Origin of the sequence: Streptomyces sp. NPDC021093 (assembly GCF_044333135.1) — a bacterium.
Lineage (GTDB): Bacteria > Actinomycetota > Actinomycetes > Streptomycetales > Streptomycetaceae > Streptomyces.
On sequence record NZ_JBIRQJ010000004.1, the window covers coordinates 157,125 to 174,525 of the forward strand.

At 69.9% G+C, this 17,401-nt stretch carries 16 protein-coding genes; 12 read left to right on the forward strand and 4 right to left on the reverse strand.

Annotation, left to right across the window (positions count from 1 at the left end; translation table 11 throughout):
• Nucleotides 1-87 precede the first annotated feature (87 nt).
• The 5 genes from pheA (at nt 88) to ACH4SP_RS13225 (ending at nt 5,975) form a co-directional block, all read left to right on the forward strand.
• Nucleotides 88-1,023 (forward strand): prephenate dehydratase, encoded by a 936-nt coding sequence (pheA, locus tag ACH4SP_RS13205; protein WP_398413936.1) that lies wholly within the window; start codon nt 88-90, stop codon nt 1,021-1,023.
• 552 nt (nt 1,024-1,575) lie between these two features.
• On the forward strand, nt 1,576-2,853 hold the full coding sequence (gene serS, locus ACH4SP_RS13210) for a serine--tRNA ligase (RefSeq protein ID WP_398413938.1): 1,278 nt from the start codon (nt 1,576-1,578) through the stop codon (nt 2,851-2,853).
• Nucleotides 2,850-3,689 (forward strand): HAD family hydrolase, encoded by an 840-nt coding sequence (locus ACH4SP_RS13215; RefSeq protein WP_398413940.1) that lies wholly within the window; start codon nt 2,850-2,852, stop codon nt 3,687-3,689. The genes serS and ACH4SP_RS13215 overlap by 4 nt, the downstream gene beginning before the upstream one ends.
• Before the next feature lie 244 nt (nt 3,690-3,933).
• The gene (locus ACH4SP_RS13220) at nt 3,934-4,608 is read left to right on the forward strand and encodes a FadR/GntR family transcriptional regulator (protein ID WP_398413943.1); all 675 of its coding nucleotides are present in this window, start codon (nt 3,934-3,936) and stop codon (nt 4,606-4,608) included.
• A gap of 95 nt (nt 4,609-4,703) precedes the next feature.
• Complete coding sequence (locus ACH4SP_RS13225; RefSeq protein ID WP_398413945.1) at nt 4,704-5,975, forward strand: CynX/NimT family MFS transporter; 1,272 nt, start codon at nt 4,704-4,706, stop codon at nt 5,973-5,975.
• Nucleotides 5,976-6,093: 118 nt separating this feature from the next.
• Here ACH4SP_RS13225 and ACH4SP_RS13230 read toward each other — a convergent pair whose 3' ends face one another.
• Genes ACH4SP_RS13230 through ACH4SP_RS13245 form a run of 4 tightly spaced genes read right to left on the reverse strand, consistent with a single transcriptional unit; the run spans nt 6,094 to nt 9,672 of the window.
• Nucleotides 6,094-6,813, reverse strand: coding sequence for an ABC transporter permease (locus ACH4SP_RS13230; protein WP_398413948.1), 720 nt, complete (start codon nt 6,811-6,813; stop codon nt 6,094-6,096).
• A 15-nt stretch (nt 6,814-6,828) separates the two neighbouring features.
• Nucleotides 6,829-7,740: an ABC transporter ATP-binding protein gene (locus tag ACH4SP_RS13235; protein WP_398413951.1), complete on the reverse strand. Its 912-nt coding sequence runs from the start codon at nt 7,738-7,740 to the stop codon at nt 6,829-6,831.
• Entirely contained in the window at nt 7,737-8,648 is a 912-nt protein-coding gene (locus tag ACH4SP_RS13240) for an ABC transporter permease (RefSeq protein WP_398413954.1), read from the reverse strand. The genes ACH4SP_RS13235 and ACH4SP_RS13240 overlap by 4 nt, the downstream gene beginning before the upstream one ends.
• Nucleotides 8,638-9,672, reverse strand: coding sequence for an ABC transporter ATP-binding protein (locus tag ACH4SP_RS13245; RefSeq protein WP_398415059.1), 1,035 nt, complete (start codon nt 9,670-9,672; stop codon nt 8,638-8,640). The genes ACH4SP_RS13240 and ACH4SP_RS13245 overlap by 11 nt, the downstream gene beginning before the upstream one ends.
• A gap of 301 nt (nt 9,673-9,973) precedes the next feature.
• On the opposite strand from ACH4SP_RS13245, the gene ACH4SP_RS13250 reads away from it, so the two are divergent.
• The 7 genes from ACH4SP_RS13250 (at nt 9,974) to ACH4SP_RS13280 (ending at nt 17,379) form a co-directional block, all read left to right on the forward strand.
• Nucleotides 9,974-10,840 carry a M24 family metallopeptidase gene (locus ACH4SP_RS13250; protein WP_398413956.1) on the forward strand — a complete coding sequence of 289 codons (867 nt, stop codon included), beginning with the start codon at nt 9,974-9,976 and terminating at the stop codon, nt 10,838-10,840.
• Between the two features lie 2 nt (nt 10,841-10,842).
• Complete coding sequence (locus ACH4SP_RS13255; RefSeq protein ID WP_398415061.1) at nt 10,843-12,621, forward strand: SDR family oxidoreductase; 1,779 nt, start codon at nt 10,843-10,845, stop codon at nt 12,619-12,621.
• An 80-nt stretch (nt 12,622-12,701) separates the two neighbouring features.
• On the forward strand, nt 12,702-13,589 hold the full coding sequence (locus ACH4SP_RS13260; RefSeq protein WP_398415062.1) for a metal-dependent hydrolase: 888 nt from the start codon (nt 12,702-12,704) through the stop codon (nt 13,587-13,589).
• Nucleotides 13,590-13,734: 145 nt separating this feature from the next.
• Entirely contained in the window at nt 13,735-14,679 is a 945-nt protein-coding gene (locus ACH4SP_RS13265; RefSeq protein WP_398413958.1) for a MerR family transcriptional regulator, read from the forward strand.
• A gap of 135 nt (nt 14,680-14,814) precedes the next feature.
• Nucleotides 14,815-15,381: an RNA 2'-phosphotransferase gene (locus tag ACH4SP_RS13270; protein WP_398413960.1), complete on the forward strand. Its 567-nt coding sequence runs from the start codon at nt 14,815-14,817 to the stop codon at nt 15,379-15,381.
• Between the two features lie 22 nt (nt 15,382-15,403).
• Complete coding sequence (locus tag ACH4SP_RS13275) at nt 15,404-16,309, forward strand: LLM class flavin-dependent oxidoreductase (protein ID WP_398413963.1); 906 nt, start codon at nt 15,404-15,406, stop codon at nt 16,307-16,309.
• A gap of 176 nt (nt 16,310-16,485) precedes the next feature.
• Nucleotides 16,486-17,379 (forward strand): HAD family hydrolase, encoded by an 894-nt coding sequence (locus ACH4SP_RS13280; RefSeq protein WP_398413965.1) that lies wholly within the window; start codon nt 16,486-16,488, stop codon nt 17,377-17,379.
• Nucleotides 17,380-17,401 lie beyond the last annotated feature (22 nt).

The following is a 17,401-nucleotide window of genomic DNA, read 5'->3' on the forward strand; positions in this document are numbered from 1 at the left end:
GGCGGCCGGGGCTCGGGTGCCCGCAGGGGCGGGTGGTGACCGTGAGACAGCTGCGCCGTGTCCCATACGGCCCATTAGGGTGACCGCATGTCAGCGACGCGCTACGCCTACCTTGGCCCCGAAGGCACCTTCACCGAGGTCGCCCTCCGTACGCTCCCCGAGGCCGCCACCCGTGAGCTCGCCCCGATGCTGTCGGTGCCGGCCGCACTGGACGCCGTACGCAACGGAGAGGCTGCGGCCGCACTCGTCCCGATCGAGAACTCCGTGGAGGGCGGCATCACCGCCACCCTCGACGCGCTGACCTCGGGCGAGCCGCTGATGATCTACCGCGAGGTGCTGCTGTCGATCCGCTTCGCGCTGCTGGTACGCCCGGGAACGAAGCTCACCGACATCAAGACGGTGACCGCACACCCGGCCGCCCAGCCGCAGGTCCGCAACTGGATCAAGGCCAATCTGCCGGACGTGATGTGGGAGTCGGCCGCCTCGAACGCGGACGGGGCCAGGCTGGTGCAGGAGGGGCGGTACGACGCCGCTTTCGCGGGCGAGTTCGCGGCGGCGACGTACGGGCTGGAGCCGCTGGTCACCGACATCCACGACGCGGTGAACGCGCAGACGCGCTTCGTGCTGGTGGGCCGCCCGGCGCGGCCGGCGGCGCCGACCGGGGCGGACAAGACGTCGGTGGTGATCTGGATGGGTCCCGACCACCCGGGTGCACTGCTCGAACTGCTCCAGGAGTTCGCCGTACGGGGCGTGAACCTCATGCTCATCCAGTCGCGGCCGACAGGTGCGGGAATCGGGAACTACTGCTTCGCGGTGGACGCGGAAGGTCACATCTCGGACCGACGGGTGGGCGAGGCCCTGATGGGACTGAAGCGGATCGCGCCGAAGGTGCGGTTCCTGGGGTCGTACCCGAGGGCCGGGGTGGCGGTGGAGGACGTGCCCGAGCTGCGGCACGGGACGTCAGACCGGGAGTTCACGGAGGCTTCGGACTGGCTGGCGCGGTGCCAGGACGGGCGGGCCTGAGAATCGGCCCCGGCCGGACCGGGATCCGGGGACGGCCGGCCCGACAGCGGGGACCGGCCGGGCCTGAGGACAACTCCAAAGTTATCCACAGGGTGCGGTTGCTACCTGGGGACAAGTCGACAACACAACGCGACATGGTCGACAAATCGGCCCAGTGAGTGCTCTTCCTTCCACAGGTCGACAGGCCCGACCGTGTCACCCCAATTGACTTGATCAACTCTTTAGGGGGAGCAATTCCCACTCGAATGAGCGCGTGGGGGGTGTTTAGGGAGGGAATCCATTGCCCCGGATGCCCCTTTCGGAGCGATCCATTCCGGCATCCACAGATCTTTCGCACACCCTGTGGATAACTTGACGGAGCCCCACCCTCCTGTGGACAAGGCGCAACCCAACTCCCCCTCCGCGCAAGGGAAAAGAGCCGTGATGCCCGATTCCGCACCACGGTCTCACCGAATCCCCATTACGGGCAATACGGGCAAATAGCGCACTGCGGAAATAGTGCTCACCAATATCAAGGTGAGGGGCGCAGGCAGGCACCGGTAGCCTGGTGGGGTGATTGACCTTCGCCTGCTCCGTGAGGACCCCGACCGTGTTCGCGCCTCCCAGCGCGCCCGTGGAGAGGACGTCGCGCTCGTCGACGCCCTGCTCTCCGCCGACGAGCGGCGCAGGTCGTCCGCCGTCCGCTTCGACGAGCTCCGCAACGAGCAGAAGACGCTCGGCAAGCTGATCCCCAAGGCCACCGGCGACGAGAAGGCCGAGCTGCTGAAGCGCACCGGCGAGCTCTCGGCCGCCGTGAAGGCCGCGGACGCGGAGCAGAACGAGGCGGCAGAAGAGGCACAGCGCCTGCTGCTCCAGCTCGGCAACATCGTCCACGAGGACGTTCCGGTCGGCGGCGAGGAGGACTTCGTCCTCCTGGAGACGCACGGCACGATCCGCGACTTCGCCGCCGAGGGCTTCGAGCCCAAGGACCACCTGGAGCTCGGCGAGGCGCTGGGCGCCATCGACGTCGAGCGCGGCGCGAAGGTCTCCGGCTCGCGCTTCTACTACCTCACCGGTGTCGGCGCACTCCTCGAACTGGCCCTGGTCAACGCGGCGATCGCGCAGGCCACCGAGGCCGGCTTCATCCCGATGCTGACTCCCGCGCTGGTCCGCCCGCGCGCCATGGAGGGCACCGGCTTCCTCGGCCAGGCCGCGGAGAACGTGTACCACCTGGAGAAGGACGACTACTACCTCGTCGGCACCTCCGAGGTCCCCCTCGCCGCGTACCACATGGACGAGATCATCGACGCGGACAAGCTGCCGCTGCGCTACGCGGGCTTCTCCCCCTGCTTCCGCCGCGAGGCCGGGACGTACGGCAAGGACACCCGCGGCATCTTCCGGGTGCACCAGTTCGACAAGGTCGAGATGTTCTCCTACGTGAACCCGGAGGACGCGGAGGCCGAGCACACGCGTCTGCTGGAGTGGGAGAAGCAGTGGCTGACCGCCCTTGAGCTGCCGTTCCAGGTGATCGACGTGGCGACCGGCGACCTCGGGTCCTCGGCGTCGCGGAAGTTCGACTGCGAGGCCTGGATCCCGACGCAGGGCAAGTACCGCGAGCTGACCTCGGCGTCGAACTGCAACAGCTTCCAGGCGCGGAGGCTCTCGGTCCGGATGCGCGACGGCAAGAAGGTCCAGCCCCTCGCCACGCTGAACGGCACGCTCTGCGCGGTCCCGCGCACGATCGTGGCGATCCTGGAGAACCACCAGCTGCCGGACGGTTCGGTGCGGGTCCCCGAGATCCTGCGTCCGTACCTGGGCGGCCGCGAGGTCCTGGAGCCGATCGCCAAGTGAGCACTGCCGCCCCTGCCGGTTCGGACGCCCCCGCTCCGTTCCCGTACAAGCTGATCGCGACCGATCTCGACGGCACGCTGCTGCGTGACGACCAGACGGTGTCGCAGCGCACGCGTGACGCACTCGACGCGGCCTGCGCGGCGGGCGCCGCGCACATCGTGGTGACCGGCCGGTCCGTCGCCTGGACCAAGCACATCTTCGAGGACCTCGGATACGAGGGACTCGCGGTGTGCGGGCAGGGCGCGCAGGTCTACCACGCGGGCGAGCGGCGGCTGCTGACCTCGGTGACGCTGGACCGGCAGCTCGCCGGTCTGGCGCTCTCCAAGATCGAGGCGGAGATCGGTCCGCTGGCGCTGGCCGCCAGCCGGGACGGGATGGACGGAGAGGTGCTGATGGGACCCGGCTACCGGGTGCACGAGGGCCCGCTGCCGTACGTTCCGTTCGAGGACCCCGCCGAGGTGTGGGCTGCTCCGCTGACCAAGCTGTACATCCAGCACCCGGGTCTGTCCGACGACGCTCTCGCCCAGGTCGCCCGGGCGACGGTCGGGAACCTGGTGGACGTGGTCATGGCCGGCGAGGGGGTCGTGGAGATCCTGCCGCTGGGGCTGAGCAAGGCGACCGGTCTGTCGCTGGCCGCGCGCCGGTTGAAGCTGAAGGCATCGGACACGATCGCCTTCGGTGACATGCCGAACGACATCCCGATGTTCGGCTGGTCGGCACACGGTGTGGCCATGGCGAACGCGCACGACGAGCTGAAGGCCGTCGCCCACGAGATCACCGCGTCCAACGAGGACGACGGGATCGCCGTGGTGCTGGAGAACCTGCTCAAGCGCTGAGTTCTTGGGAGGCGGGGGCGGGGACGGCGCTTCAGCGCTGACCCCGCCCCCACTCGTTTCCCGGGCCGTCCCGGCCCCACCCGGCCCAACCTGAGCCAACCCGGACCAGCCCGGACCCTGCCGAGGCTGAAGCCTCGGCCCACCCTCGCCCATTTACAGGGTGCGTACATCTACTTGTCCATTCAGTTGTAGGATGACTGGGCAACCGGGTGAATCATTCTTTGCGAGAGTGGGCGGCGACGCGATGGCACTTCAGGCGGCGGGGCGGAAGTCCCTGGTGGACTCGATCGTGGAACAGCTCCGCGACCAGCTCACCGACGGCGAGTGGTCCGTCGGCGACCGGATCCCCACCGAGCACGTCCTCGCCGAGCAGCTCGGCGTCGGGCGCAACACCGTCCGCGAGGCAGTACGCGTGCTGGTGCACGCCGGACTGCTGGAGTCACGGCAGGGCAACGGCACGTTCGTCCGCTCGACCGCCGACCCCGCGGCTGTCCTGCGCGGCATGCAGCACGCCGACGTCCTCGACGTACTGGAACTGCGCGTGGCCCTGGAGGCGGAGGCCGCCCGGCTCGCCGCCGTACGCCGCGACGAGGACGACCTGCGTGCTCTGCGGGCGGCCCTGGCCGAGCTGCACGAACAGGGCGACCGGGCCGCCGACGCCGACCTCGCCTTCCACCGGGGCATCGTCGAGGCCACCCACAACGCGGCCTTCAGCGAGGTCTACCGCTTCTTCTCCGCCCAGGTGCACGAGTCCCTGGTCACCTCGCTCGGCGACCACGAGATGCCGCCCATCGACCTGGCCGCGCACGCCGCCCTGGTCGATGCCGTCGAGAGCGGCGACCCGGCGGCGGCGGAACAGGCCGCGCGGGCACTCCTCCAGGTGCCGATCGACGTGATCCGCAGCCTCGTCGGACGCTGAACTCCTCCTTCCCCCACCCAGTTGTCACCCCCTCCTGCTTCGAACCGACTCGAACCACTTCGAACCGACTCGAACCGCTTTGAAAGGTGCTTGCCTTGTCACGCCCGGATGCCGATCAACTCCTGCTGGACGCCGAGGCCGACGTCCGGCCCACTCCCCAAGGGGTCGCCGCGCGGCGGGCGTTGCTGGCGCATCCGGTTCTGCTCATGGTCGGCATCGTGCTGGCCTCGCTCAACATGCGGGCGGCACTCGCGAGCGTGTCCCCACTGGTGGGCGAGATCAGCGACAGCTTCGGCCTGTCGTCGACGGCCACCAGCCTGGTGACGTCCGTGCCGGTGCTCTTCCTCGGCGTCGGCGCGATGATCGCCCCCTGGCTGGGCCGGCGGTTCGGCACCGAACTGGTGCTGTTCGGCGCCCTGTTGCTGCTCGGTGCGGGCATCCTGGTCCGGATCGTGCCCTCGACGGCGGCGCTGTACGGCGGCGGTCTGCTGATCGGTGTCGCGATATCCCTCCTCAATGTGCTGATGCCCGGCCTGATCAAGCGGGACTTCCCCGACAGGGCCGCGTCGATGACGTCGGTCTACACGGGCTCGATGATCGCCGGTGCCACCGTCGTGGCTGCCACCTCGGTGCCGTTGGAAAAGGCCTTCGGCGGTAGCTGGGAGGCGTCGCTGGCGTTCTGGTCGCTGCTGGCCGCCGTCGCCGCGGTGGCCTGGCTGCCTCAGGTGCTGATCTCCCGCGGCCGTACCGGACACGAGGTACGGGTCGCCCCGGCCGCCGCCGCGGGAACCGCCCCGAAGAGCCTCTGGCGCTCGGCGCTGGCCTGGCAGGTCACTCTCTTCATGGGCCTCCAGTCGCTGTGGTCGTACGTCCTGATCGCCTGGATGCCGACGATCTTCACGGATCACGGGATGAGCCGCTCCACGGCCGGCGTCATCTTCGCGTTCAACAATCTGATCCAGGTCGCGGGCGCCTTCGCCGTACCGCTGCTGGCCGGGCGGATGCGCAGTCAGCGTCCGCTGGTCGCTCTCGTCGCCTCTCTCGTCGCGGCCGGCTATGTCGGCCTGATGGTGGCCCCGGTGTCCGGGGCCTGGCTGTGGTCGGCGATCCTCGGCGTCGGCCAGGGCGGCGCCGTGGGTCTCGCACTGACGCTGATCGTGCTGCGCAGCGGAGATGCGGCGACGGCGGCGCGGCTCTCCGGGATGGCGCAGACGATCGGCTATCTGCTGGCCGCCGTGGGCCCGCTGGCGGCGGGCGCCGTGTACCAGATGACCGGCAGCTGGACGGTGCCGATCGCCCTGATGCTGGGCGTGTGCACGGCGGCTCTGGTGGTGGGTCTCTTCGCGGCCAGGGACCGGAAGGTCTGACTTTCCAGATGTCAAGGTCCAGAGGCTCAGGGCCTGTTCGGTGAAACGGGAGCGCCCCCGGTTCGTATGTGAAATACGAACCGGGGGCGTTTCCCGTTCCCGAAAGAGCCGCTTTCGGCTATTCGTCACCCGCAAGAGTGAGCGAGCGCAGCTTCTGGCCCGCGTACCAGGTGGCGAGGCCGGTGACCGCGACCAGCAGGATCACCGCCGTGGGAAGCCCGACGTCCGAGGTGATCGTGCCGTTCGTGCCGATCCTCTCGGCCAGGGAGAGGGCCCACTGCTGGATGCTGAGGGTCCGCGCCCCGGGCACCAGGCTGCCGAACAGGGCCTCCCACACCAGCGCGTACACCAGGCCGAAGACGACCGCGTGCCGTGAGACGGTGCCCAGGAGCAGGAAGACCGCGCTGTAGGCGACGGAGGCGACGAGGGCCGCGATCGTGTAGGCGATCGCGATCTGGCCGCCGTTGCCGTTGAGGATGAGGCCGGCGATGAAGGTGGGGATCGCGGAGAAGGCCATGGTGACGGCGATGGCGACGATCAGCTTGGTGGAGATGATCGTGGGCCGCTTCACCGGCTTGGACAGCAGATAGACGATGGAGCCGTCGTCGATCTCGGGGCCGATCGCGCCCGTACCGGCGATGACGCCGATCAGCGGGACCATCGTGGCGAGCGCGAAGCCGCCCAGGACGTTGGCGGCGACGCCGTCGTCCACGCCGACGAGCACCCGCACCGCGACCGCGATGACGATGAGCAGGGCGGGCAGGACGAAGAGGATGGCTGCCCGGCGGCGGCCGAGGAGGGCCCGGTAGGTGAGCCGGGCGACGGTGGGTTCGTACATCGCAGCAAGCTCCTTTCAGGCCGTGACGAGGTAGGAGAAGACCGATTCGAGGGACTCGTCGGAGGGCTGCACCGTGAACAGGCGGATGCCGTGCGCGCGGGCGACCTTCGGGAGCAGCTCGGTGAAGCGGCCGAAGTCGACGGCCTGGATGCGCAGCGCCCGTTCCGTGTAGTCGACTTCGATGCCGGCCGTGGACGGGTCCGCGATGAGGGCGGCTGCCAGGGCCCGGTCGTCGCCTGACCGTACGAGATAGCGGTGCGGGCGGTCCGTCATCAGCCGGCGGATCTTGCGGAAGTCGCCCGAGGCGGCGTGCCGCCCGGCGACGATCACCTCGATGTGCGAGGCGAGCTGCTCGACCTCCTCCAGGATGTGCGAGGAGAACAGCACGGTGCGTCCCTCGTCGCCCATCCGCCGCAGCAGGTCCATCAGCTGCATGCGCTGGCGCGGGTCCATGCCGTTGAACGGCTCGTCGAGCAGCAGGACCGACGGGTTGTGGACCAGGGCGGACGCCATCTTCACGCGCTGGCGCATGCCCTTGCTGTACGTGGCGATCTTGCGGTCCTGGGCGTACTCCATCTCGACCGTGGCGAGCGCGTGCTGGGCCGCCCGGTCGTCCAGGCCGTGCAGTTCGGCGTTGGCGACGACGAATTCGCGGCCGGTGAGGAAGTCGTACATCGCTTCCCGCTCGGGGACGACACCGATCTCCTTGTAGACGCTCTCGTTGCGCCAGATCTGCTTGCCGTCGAGGGTGACGGTGCCGTTGGAGGGGGCGAGGAAGCCGCCCATCATGTTGATCAGGGTGGACTTTCCGGCGCCGTTGGGGCCGAGGAGGCCGGTGACGCCCGGGCCGATGGTCATGGTCACGTCGTTGACTGCGACCACGTTCCCGAACCAGCGGGAGGCTTTGGTGATCTCGATGGTCGTCACAGTCCGACCTTCCGGTAGCGGCGCATCAGGACGGCGTACGAGCCGGCCACGAGCGCGAGGACGACCAGCAGATAGACCACGCCCGCTCCGGCGCCGGGGCCGGTTCCGCCGGGGAAGGCGGAGGTGGCGCCGAGGAAGGCGGTCTGAACGCCGTCGATGAGGGTGATGGGCGAGAACAGGCCGAGCCATTCGACCGCGCCCGTCGCCTCCTGGGTGTCGGCGATGGCCTGGACGGTCGAGACCGCACCGTACGAAATGGTCAGCAGGGCAATGACGGCAGCGACGCCGAAGCCGCGGCGCGGGGTCAGTGCGGCCATCACCAGGCCGAGCCCGGCGAACAGGACGGACAACAGTGCCACGGACACCAGCCCCTGGCCGAAGCCCTTGGTCTGGTCTCCGAAGTCGAACTCGGCGAGGAGCGCGCCCACATAGAGGATCACCAGTGGGGCCGCGGTCAGGACGAACAGCGCGGAGGCCATCGCACCGAACTTGGCGAGGACGTAGTCCCTGCGTTCGATCGGCCGGGAGAAGTACAGCGGCACCGACTTGAAGCGCAGGTCGCGCGAGACGGTCTGGGGGGCCTGCGCCGCCAGATAGAGACTGATGACGGGCTGGAGGAAGATCGCGAACGCCGTGTAGGACACCGGCAGTTTGGTCATGGCGCCTGCGGGCGCGGCCACCGCGACCGCGACGATGATCGCCGCGACCAGGACCATCACGCCGAACAGGATCATCGGCAGCACCTTGGACTTGGCGCTGCGGCCCAGTCCGTACGCCCCGCGCAGGGACTGCGAGTAGAGCGACCGGCGGGCGTACGCGCGGCCGAGGCGGGGGCCGTCGTACTTGCGGTAGCCGATGTTGTGGATGCGCGTCGGGTCGGCGCCCGGCGGCGTGAGTTCAGTTGCCATCGTGGCCGCCTCCCTTCTGCATTTCGGCCCGCTGGGCGCCCCGGGGGGTGCCTGCGGGAGGTGCGTTTCCTGCTCCGGATGCTGCTCCGGACGGCTCCAGGGCCGCGTCGGCGGACTGCTCGGTGTGGAAGACCTCGGCGATGTGGTGGCGGCGCTGTTCCATCCGCACCAGGCCGATGCCCAGGTCGGCGACCGTGTCGCGGACCAGGTCGTACGTGGCGTCGCCCTCGCCCTCGACGAGGAGGATGTGGCCGGCACCGGGCAGGCCCTGCTCCTCGGCGGCGTGCAGCTTGGCGCCCGCCGCGGTGAGCGCCTCGCGCAGCGCGCGCGTGCCGTCGGGGTGGGCGTCGGAGTCGGTGACCTCGACCGCAAGGGTCGTGGTGGTCTGGGTGAAGTCACTGGTCGAACTGGACCGCAGCAGCGCTCCGCCGTCGATGACGACGACGTGGTCGCAGGTGCGCTCCAGCTCGCCCAGGAGGTGCGAGGTGACCAGGACCGAGATCCCGAAGTCGGTGTACACGCGGCGGATCAGGCCGAGCATCTCGTCGCGGCCGACCGGGTCGAGGCCGTTGGTGGGCTCGTCCAGGAGGACCAGCTGCGGGTCGTGGACCAGGGCCTGGGCCAGCTTCACCCGCTGCTTCATGCCCGTCGAGTAGCCGCCGATGGGGCGGTAGCGCTCCTCATAGAGGCCGACGTGGCGCAGGGTGTCGGCGGTCCGCTCGCGGGCGGCGGTCGGGGGGAGCCCGGACATGCGCGCCATGTGGACGACGAACTCGGTGGCCGAGACGTCCGGCGGCAGGCAGTCGTGCTCGGGCATGTACCCGACGCGCTCGCGGATCTCGGCGCCGCTGGTGGCCACATCGAGGCCGAGCACCGCTGCCCGGCCCTCCGTGGCGGGGTTCAGACCCAGCAGAATCTTGATCAACGTGGACTTGCCGGCTCCGTTGGCACCCACCAGGCCCGTTACTCCGGGCCCGATGTCCAGGGAGAGCCGGTCGAGTGCGGTCACCCGGGGGTACCGCATGCTCAGGGATTCGGTCGCGATCACATTGGTCACAACTTCGAAGGTAGTGGCGCGGGCCACATCAGACGTCAGCCCTGGCGGTTGTTCCTGCCTCCCTCTCTGGTCGTACGGACCCGTAGGGGGCAGCAGTACCAGGGGTTGAGGGGATGACCGACGAGGGGCCCCGGGTCGACCCACGGGTTGATTGTGCGGAGTTATCCACAGGTCCGTGTGCACACCCCTTGACGTAGCCGCCGGGCATTGTCACATTCATCAGTGTCAAGTTACGGACGCGTACCGCTACACGGGACGGACGGGTGGCATGACCTCAGCAATCTCAGAAGTCTCCAGCACGCAGGGCGAATCGACCGCGGAACTGCGGGGGTTCAGAGAAGTGCAGCGCCTGGCCTACGAGTGCGCCGAGGCCGTCTCCGCGCAGCTCAAGCCGGGAGTGACGGAGCGCGAGGCGGCCCGGATGCAGCGGGTGTGGTTGCACGAGCGCGGGGTGCGCGACTGGTTCCACCTGCCGTTCGCGTGGTTCGGGGACCGTACGGCGTTCACCGGCTTCCGGATACCGCTCCAGTTCTTCCCGACGAACCGGAAGCTGGAGGCCGGCATGCCGTTCATCCTCGACATGGCGCCCGTCCACAAGGGCTTCACCGCGGACATCGGGTACTCCGGCTGCCTGGGCCTCAACCCCGTGCACAACAGGCTGCTGGCCGACCTGGAGGGCCACCGCGCGCTGATCCTGGAACAGGTGCGTGAGAAACGCACGCTGCGGGAGATCTACGAGAACGTCGAGCAGCTGATGGTCCGGCAGGGATACGCCAACCGGCACCGCGCCTACCCGTTCGGCGTGATCGCCCACAAGGTCGACCGGGTGAAGGAACGGCGCTGGTCACCACATGTGTTCGGGTTCGGCACGCAGTCGCTGAAGGGACTGGCGGGCGACGCGCTGCACGGGCACCGGGACGGCTGGTCGCCGCTGTGGAGCCCGTACAAGTTCTCCGACCACCCGCCGCAGCCGGGCCTGTGGGCGGTGGAACCGCACCTCGGTTTCCGGGGTACGGGCGCGAAGTTCGAGGAGATCCTGGTCGTCACCGACTCCCGTGATCCCGAGCAGAGCGCGTTCTGGCTGGACGACGACCTGCCGCACGTGCGGCGCTGGGCCGAGGAGAAGGCGGCATGACGATGGGGACGACCGGACTCGAAGGGGCGCGCGAGCGCCGGGTGCGGACCGGCGGGATCGAGCTGTGCGTCGCGGAGCTGGGCGATGCGGCGCAGCCGACCGTACTGCTGGTGCACGGCTACCCCGACAGCAAAGAGGTGTGGACCGAGGTCGCGACACGGCTGGCGGAGCGCTTCCACGTGGTGCTGTACGACGTGCGCGGGCACGGCAGGTCTTCGGCGCCCAAGCCGCTGCGCGGCGGCTTCACGCTGGAGAAGCTGACCGACGACTTCCTCGCGGTCGCGGACGCGGTCAGCCCGGACCGGCCGGTGCACCTGGTGGGACACGACTGGGGCTCCGTGCAGGGCTGGGAGTTCGCCACCGTCAAGCGCACGCAGGGGCGGATCGCGTCCTTCACGTCCATGTCCGGACCCTCGCTGGACCACTTCGGGCACTGGATCAAGAAGCGGATGTCCCGGCCGACCCCGCGCCGCGCCGCCCAGCTCCTCGGCCAGGGCGCCAAGTCCTGGTACGTGTACATGCTGCACACCCCCGTGCTGCCGGAACTGGCCTGGCGGGGGCCGCTCGGCAAGCAGTGGCCGAAGATCCTCCAGCGGATGGAGAAGGTTCCGGCCGGCGGGTACCCGACGTCGTCGCTGCCGCAGGACGCGGCGCACGGCGCCTGGCTCTACCGCGACAACGTCCGCGCCCGGCTGCGCAGGCCGCGCGCGGACGCGTACGCCCACGCGCCCGTCCAGCTGATCACGCCGACCGGCGACATCTTCCTCTCGGAGCGGCTATACGACGAGCTGGAGCTGTGGGCACCGCAGCTGGTGCGCCGCACCCTTCCGGCCAAGCACTGGGTGCCGCGCACCCGGCCGGACCAACTTGCCTCCTGGATCGCCGAATTCGTGACGGCGAACGAGGACAGCGCCGCCGGGGTGGCGCCGCGCGAATCGGTGGCGACCGGGAAGTACGCCGACCGTTTCGGCGGACAGCTGGTCCTGGTGACCGGTGCGGCCAGCGGCATCGGGCGGGCAACCGCCTTCGCGTTCGCCGAATCGGGGGCGCGGATCGTGGCCGTGGACCGGGATGCCGAAGGCGCGTCCCGGACCGCCGAACTGGCCCGGCTGATAGGGGCGCCGGACGCCTGGCCCGAGGTCGTCGACGTCAGTGACGCGCAGGCCATGGAGAAGCTGGCGGAGAAGGTCGCCGCCGACTACGGCATCGTGGACGTACTGGTCAACAACGCCGGGATCGGCATGTCCGGCTCCTTCATGAACACCTCGGCCGAGGACTGGAAGAAGGTCCTGGACGTCAATCTGTGGGGCGTCATCCACGGCTGCCGCACCTTCGGCAAGCAGATGGCCGAGCGCGGTCAGGGCGGCCACATCGTCAACACCGCGTCCGCCGCCGCGTACCAGCCCTCCAAGGCACTGCCCGCGTACAGCACGTCGAAGGCGGCGGTGCTCATGCTCAGCGAGTGCCTGCGCGCCGAGCTGGCGGGCCAGGGCATCGGCGTCAGCGCGATCTGCCCCGGCCTGGTCAACACCAACATCACCGCCACCTCGCGCTTCACCGGGGTGTCGGAGGAAGAAGAGAAGCGCAAGCAGAAGCGGTCGTCGCGGCTGTACGGGCTGCGCAACTACCCGCCGGAGAAGGTCGCCGAGGCCGTCCTGCGCGCGGTGGTGAAGAACCAGGCCGTCGTCCCGGTGACGCCGGAGGCGCGCGGCGCCCACCTCATGTCCCGCTTCACGCCGAAGGCGCTGCGTGCGATCGCCCGATTGGAGCCGCCGCTGTGAGCACCGACCCCGAGACCGGCTACGAGAACGGCTCCGAACCCGGCGGTAAAACCGGCTACGGGACCGAGGCCGGCTACGTTATCGCCCCCCGCCGGGTCTCCTTCGACTGGCACGAAACGCCGCTGCACTGGATACCGGACGAACCGACCGCCACGCACGTGATCAATGTGCTGCATCTGCTGCTGCCGGCCGGTGAGCGCTGGTTCGTGAAGGTGTTCAAGGAGGCGCTGCCACTGGTCCGCGACCCGGAACTCCTCAAGCAGGTGAAGGGGTTCATGGGCCAGGAAGCCACGCACAGCGTGCAGCACAGCTACGTCCTGGACCACCTGGCCGACCAGGACCTGGACACCAGTGCGTACACCGGGCACGTCGACTTCCTCTTCGAGAAACTCCTCGGCGAGACGCCGCCGTTGGGGGCTCCGATACCCACCCAGGAGTGGCTTCGCTTCCGGCTCTCGGTCGTCGCCGCGATCGAGCAGTTCACGGCGGTGCTCGGCGACTGGGTGCTGCATGCGGAGGGCCTGGACCGGGCGGATCCCGATCCGGTGATGCTCGACCTGCTGCGCTGGCACGGTGCGGAGGAGGTCGAACACCGGGCGGTGGCCTTCGACATGTACCAGCACTGCGGCGGCGAGGGCCTGCCCCGGTACGCCCGCCGGATCGAGGGCATGGTGGTGGTCGCACCGGTGATGCTGTGGCTCTGGGCGTGGGGTGCTTCGTACCTCGTACGGCACGACCCGCAGCTCGCGGGACGGCTGCGCTATTCGCTGCGGGAGCACAACAGGGCGGTCGCCAAGGGGCTCCTGCCGACCTGGCGGGATCTGGGTGCGGCGATACCCCGGTACTTCCGGCGGTCGTACCATCCCTCGCAGGAAGGCTCGCTGCGCAAGGCCGTCGAGTATCTGTCGACCTCGCCGGCGGCGCGTGCTGCGGCGGGGGCGGTGGGCAGGGCGGCGCTGCGGTCCTGAACCGGCCGACACGGCTGACGCCCGGGGGACACGGCTGACGCCGGGGGACACGGGTCCACGCTGGCCGGCACCGGTCCGCACCGGCGCTGGCCGACGCCAGCCCGACGCCGACCGACACCGGTCCACGCCGGAGAAGGAAGTGATCATGTCCGGACAGCAGGCGGAGGCCGAGTACCGCATCGAGGACCTGGCGCACCGCAGCGGTGCCACGGTCCGTACGATCCGCGCCTACCAGGACCGGGGCCTGCTTCCCCGGCCCGAGCGGCGCGGCCGGGCCAATGTGTACGGGGACACCCACCTGGCCCGGCTGCGGCAGATCGCCGACCTCCTGGACCGCGGCTACACCCTGGCCAGCATCAAGGAGCTGCTGGAGGCGTGGGACGCGGGCCGGGGTCTGGGCGGGGTGCTCGGGCTGGTCGCCGAGGTGGGCGGGCCCTGGACCGACGAGGAGTCGACCCGGATCACGCGGGCCGAGCTGGACGAGCGGTTCGGCGGCCGACCCGACGACGCGGCGGTGGCGGAGGCGGTCGAACTGGGCGTGCTGGAAAGGGTTCCGGGCTGCGACGACGAGTTCCTGGTGCCGTCGCCGCAGGAGCTGGCGGTGGCCGCCGAGCTGTACGCGGCGGGGGTGCCGCTCAAGGCGATCTCGGGACACCTGTGGGAACTGCGTGGGCAGGTGGAGCACATAGCGGCCCGATTCCTGGAGTTCACCACCGAGCACGTCTTCGCCCGCTACCTCGGACACCGGCCGCCGACGGACTCGGACGCGGCGGAGGCGGCTGCGCTCGTACGGCGCCTGCGTCCGCTCGCACAGCAGAGCGTGGATGCCGAACTTGCCCGGGCCATGAGGCTGTTCGCCACCCGGCACCTGCAGCAGCACCTCGGTTCGGCGCCCGCCCCGGAACCCGGCGACCAGTCCCGCACACTCGCCCTTCCGGCGGGAACGATTGCCGCAGTCCAGGCGTTGGTTGGGGCAGAGAACGCTGCGGCATTCGTCGCAGCGGCCACAGAACGAGAGCTCCAGGCAAGGACCTTGGACTCGCTCACCTCAAGACAACTCAATCGTGCGAATGTTGACAAACTATCCTAAAACGGACGCAAGTTATCCACAGATCCTTCATTTCCGCTGTGGAAAAGACCAGTTGGCTGTGGATTACTTCGAACTGCCGGGCTGCCAGGCCGAATTCAGGTGCGGTCGTCGCCTCTCTTCGGAGATTCTGACCGGATGAATGAGCACCGCATCATCAAGGTGTCGAAGTACCTCTCGAAGCATCTGCGGCACCAGCCCGAGCGCATCGGTCTCACCCTCGACGACCACGGCTGGGTGGAAGTCGAGACGCTGATCCGGGCCGCCGCCGAGCACGGCTTCCGTCTCACCCGCGCCGAGCTGGACCACGTCGTCGCCACCAACGACAAGAAGCGCTTCGCGGTTCGGAACGACGACCCGCTGCGCGGCACCCTGATCCGCGCCAGCCAGGGGCACACGGTGACGGGCATCGACCTGGCCCTTCCTCCGTCCGAACCCCCCGGCTACCTCTTCCACGGCACCCACCCCCGGGCCGTGGAAGCGATCCGCACCGAGGGCCTGCGCCCCATGAACCGGCACGACGTCCACCTGTCGCCCGACCGGGAGACCGCCACCCGTGTCGGGGCCCGCCGGGGCCGGCCGGTGGTGCTGTCCGTGGACGCCGGGGCGATGCACCGCGCCGGACATGTCTTCCGGGTCAGCGCCAACGGGGTCTGGCTCACGGCACACGTACCGGCCGGGTTTCTGCGCTTCCCGGGGACGTAAGCAGGCCCCGTACAGTCGGATCATGCGTCTGAGCACTGTGATTCTGCCGATCCGCCGCTGGCACGAGGGCGGCAAGGAGGTGTGGCAGCGGGCCGAGGAACTCGGTTTCCACACCGCGTACACCTACGACCACCTGTCGTGGCGGGTGCCGTTCCGGGAGGGCCCCTGGTTCGGAGCGCTGCCCACGCTGACGGCCGCCGCGTCCGCCACCGAGCGGCTCCGGCTGGGCACGCTGGTGACCTCGCCGAACTTCCGGCACCCGGTGACCCTGGCCAAGGAGCTGATCTCTCTCGACGACATCAGCGGCGGGCGGGTCACCCTGGGTATCGGCGCGGGCAGTGCGGGCGGCTTCGACTCGACGGCGCTCCTGCCCGAAGGGGCGCAGCCGTGGACACCCCGGGAGCGGGCGGACCGGTTCGCCGAGTTCGTACCGCTGCTGGACCGGCTGCTGAGCGAGGAAGCCGTGTCGTACGACGGCAAGTTCTGGTCGGCGGGGGACGTACGGAACATCCCCGGGTGCGTACAGCGGCCGCGGCTGCCGTTCGCGGTGGCGGCGACGGGGCCGCGCGGGCTGAAGCTCGCCGCGAAGCACGGACAGGCGTGGGTGACCACCGGTGACCCCAAGCTCTTCGAGAACGGCACCCCGGACGAGTCCCTGGAGGCCATCCGGGGGCAGATCACGAAGCTCGGTGCGGCGTGCGAGGCGATCGGTCGGGACGAGGGGGAGTTGGGCAAGACCCTGCTGACCGGGTTCACGCCGGACCGGCCGCTGGAGTCCCTCGACGCGTTCGTGGACTTCGCGGGGCGCCATGCGGAGCTGGGCTTCGACGAGATCGTGCTGCACTGGCCGATCGCGGACACGCAGTTCGCGGCGGACGAGAAGGTGTTCGAGCAGATCGCGGGGGAGGGGCTCGCACAGCTGGGGTGACTGGGCTGGGCAGGGACAGGCGGTGGCGGACCAGCGGTCCCGCTCCCGCCCTGCCCCTGCCCCTGCCCCTGCCCCTGCCCCTGCCCCTGCCCCTGCGGAGCCTGCCGCTCCGGATGTGTGCCCTCAGATGTGCACCCTTTCGCACGTCCGTGCGTTTCATGCGAGAGGATGAAACGGTGACCTCAGCTACCGCCCCCCGCCCCCGCCCGGCCGACGGCGCCGGTACCGGCCCCGGCGCAGCCGCGCCCACTCCCGTGCGCCTGATCGCCACCGACCTGGACGGCACCCTGCTGCGCGACGACAAGTCCGTCTCGCCGCGCACCGTCGCCGCCCTCGCCGCCGCCGAAGCAGCCGGCATCGAGGTCTTCTTCGTGACCGGCCGGCCCGCCCGCTGGATGGACGTGGTCAGCGCACACGTGCACGGCCACGGCCTGGCGATCTGCGCCAACGGTGCCGCCGTCGTCGACCTGCACGCGGGCGGCGAGCTGATCGAGGTCCGCCCCCTGGAGAGAGCCGACGCCCGCGCCACCGTTACCGCGCTGCGCGCCGCCGTTCCGGGCACCTCCTTCGCCGTGGAGCTGACCACCGGAATCCACTACGAGCCGGCCTACCCGCCCTTCCAGTTCGACCCGGCCGCGAGCATCGCCTCCGCCGAGGAACTGCTGCACGAGGAGGTCCCCGGCAACGGCGACCCCGTGATCAAGCTGTTGGTGCACCACCCCTCGCTCGCCCCGGACGACTTCCTCGACCTGGCACGGGCTGCGGTCGGCGACCTCGGCTCGGTCACCCGCTCCAGCCCGACCGCGCTCCTGGAGATCAGCGGCCCTGGCGTCTCCAAGGCGAGCACTCTGGCCCGCTGCTGCGCCGAGCGGGGCATCGCCCCCGAGGAGGTCGTGGCCTTCGGCGACATGCCGAACGACATCGAGATGCTGGCCTGGGCTGGGCGTTCGTACGCCATGGGCAACGCCCACCCGGCGGTCCTGGCCGTCGCCACGGGCCGTACCGCCCTCAACGAGGAGGACGGCGTCGCGGCCGTCATCGAGCAGATCCTGGCGGAGCGCCCCCAGTAGCGGCACACGGGGCGAGCGGCGG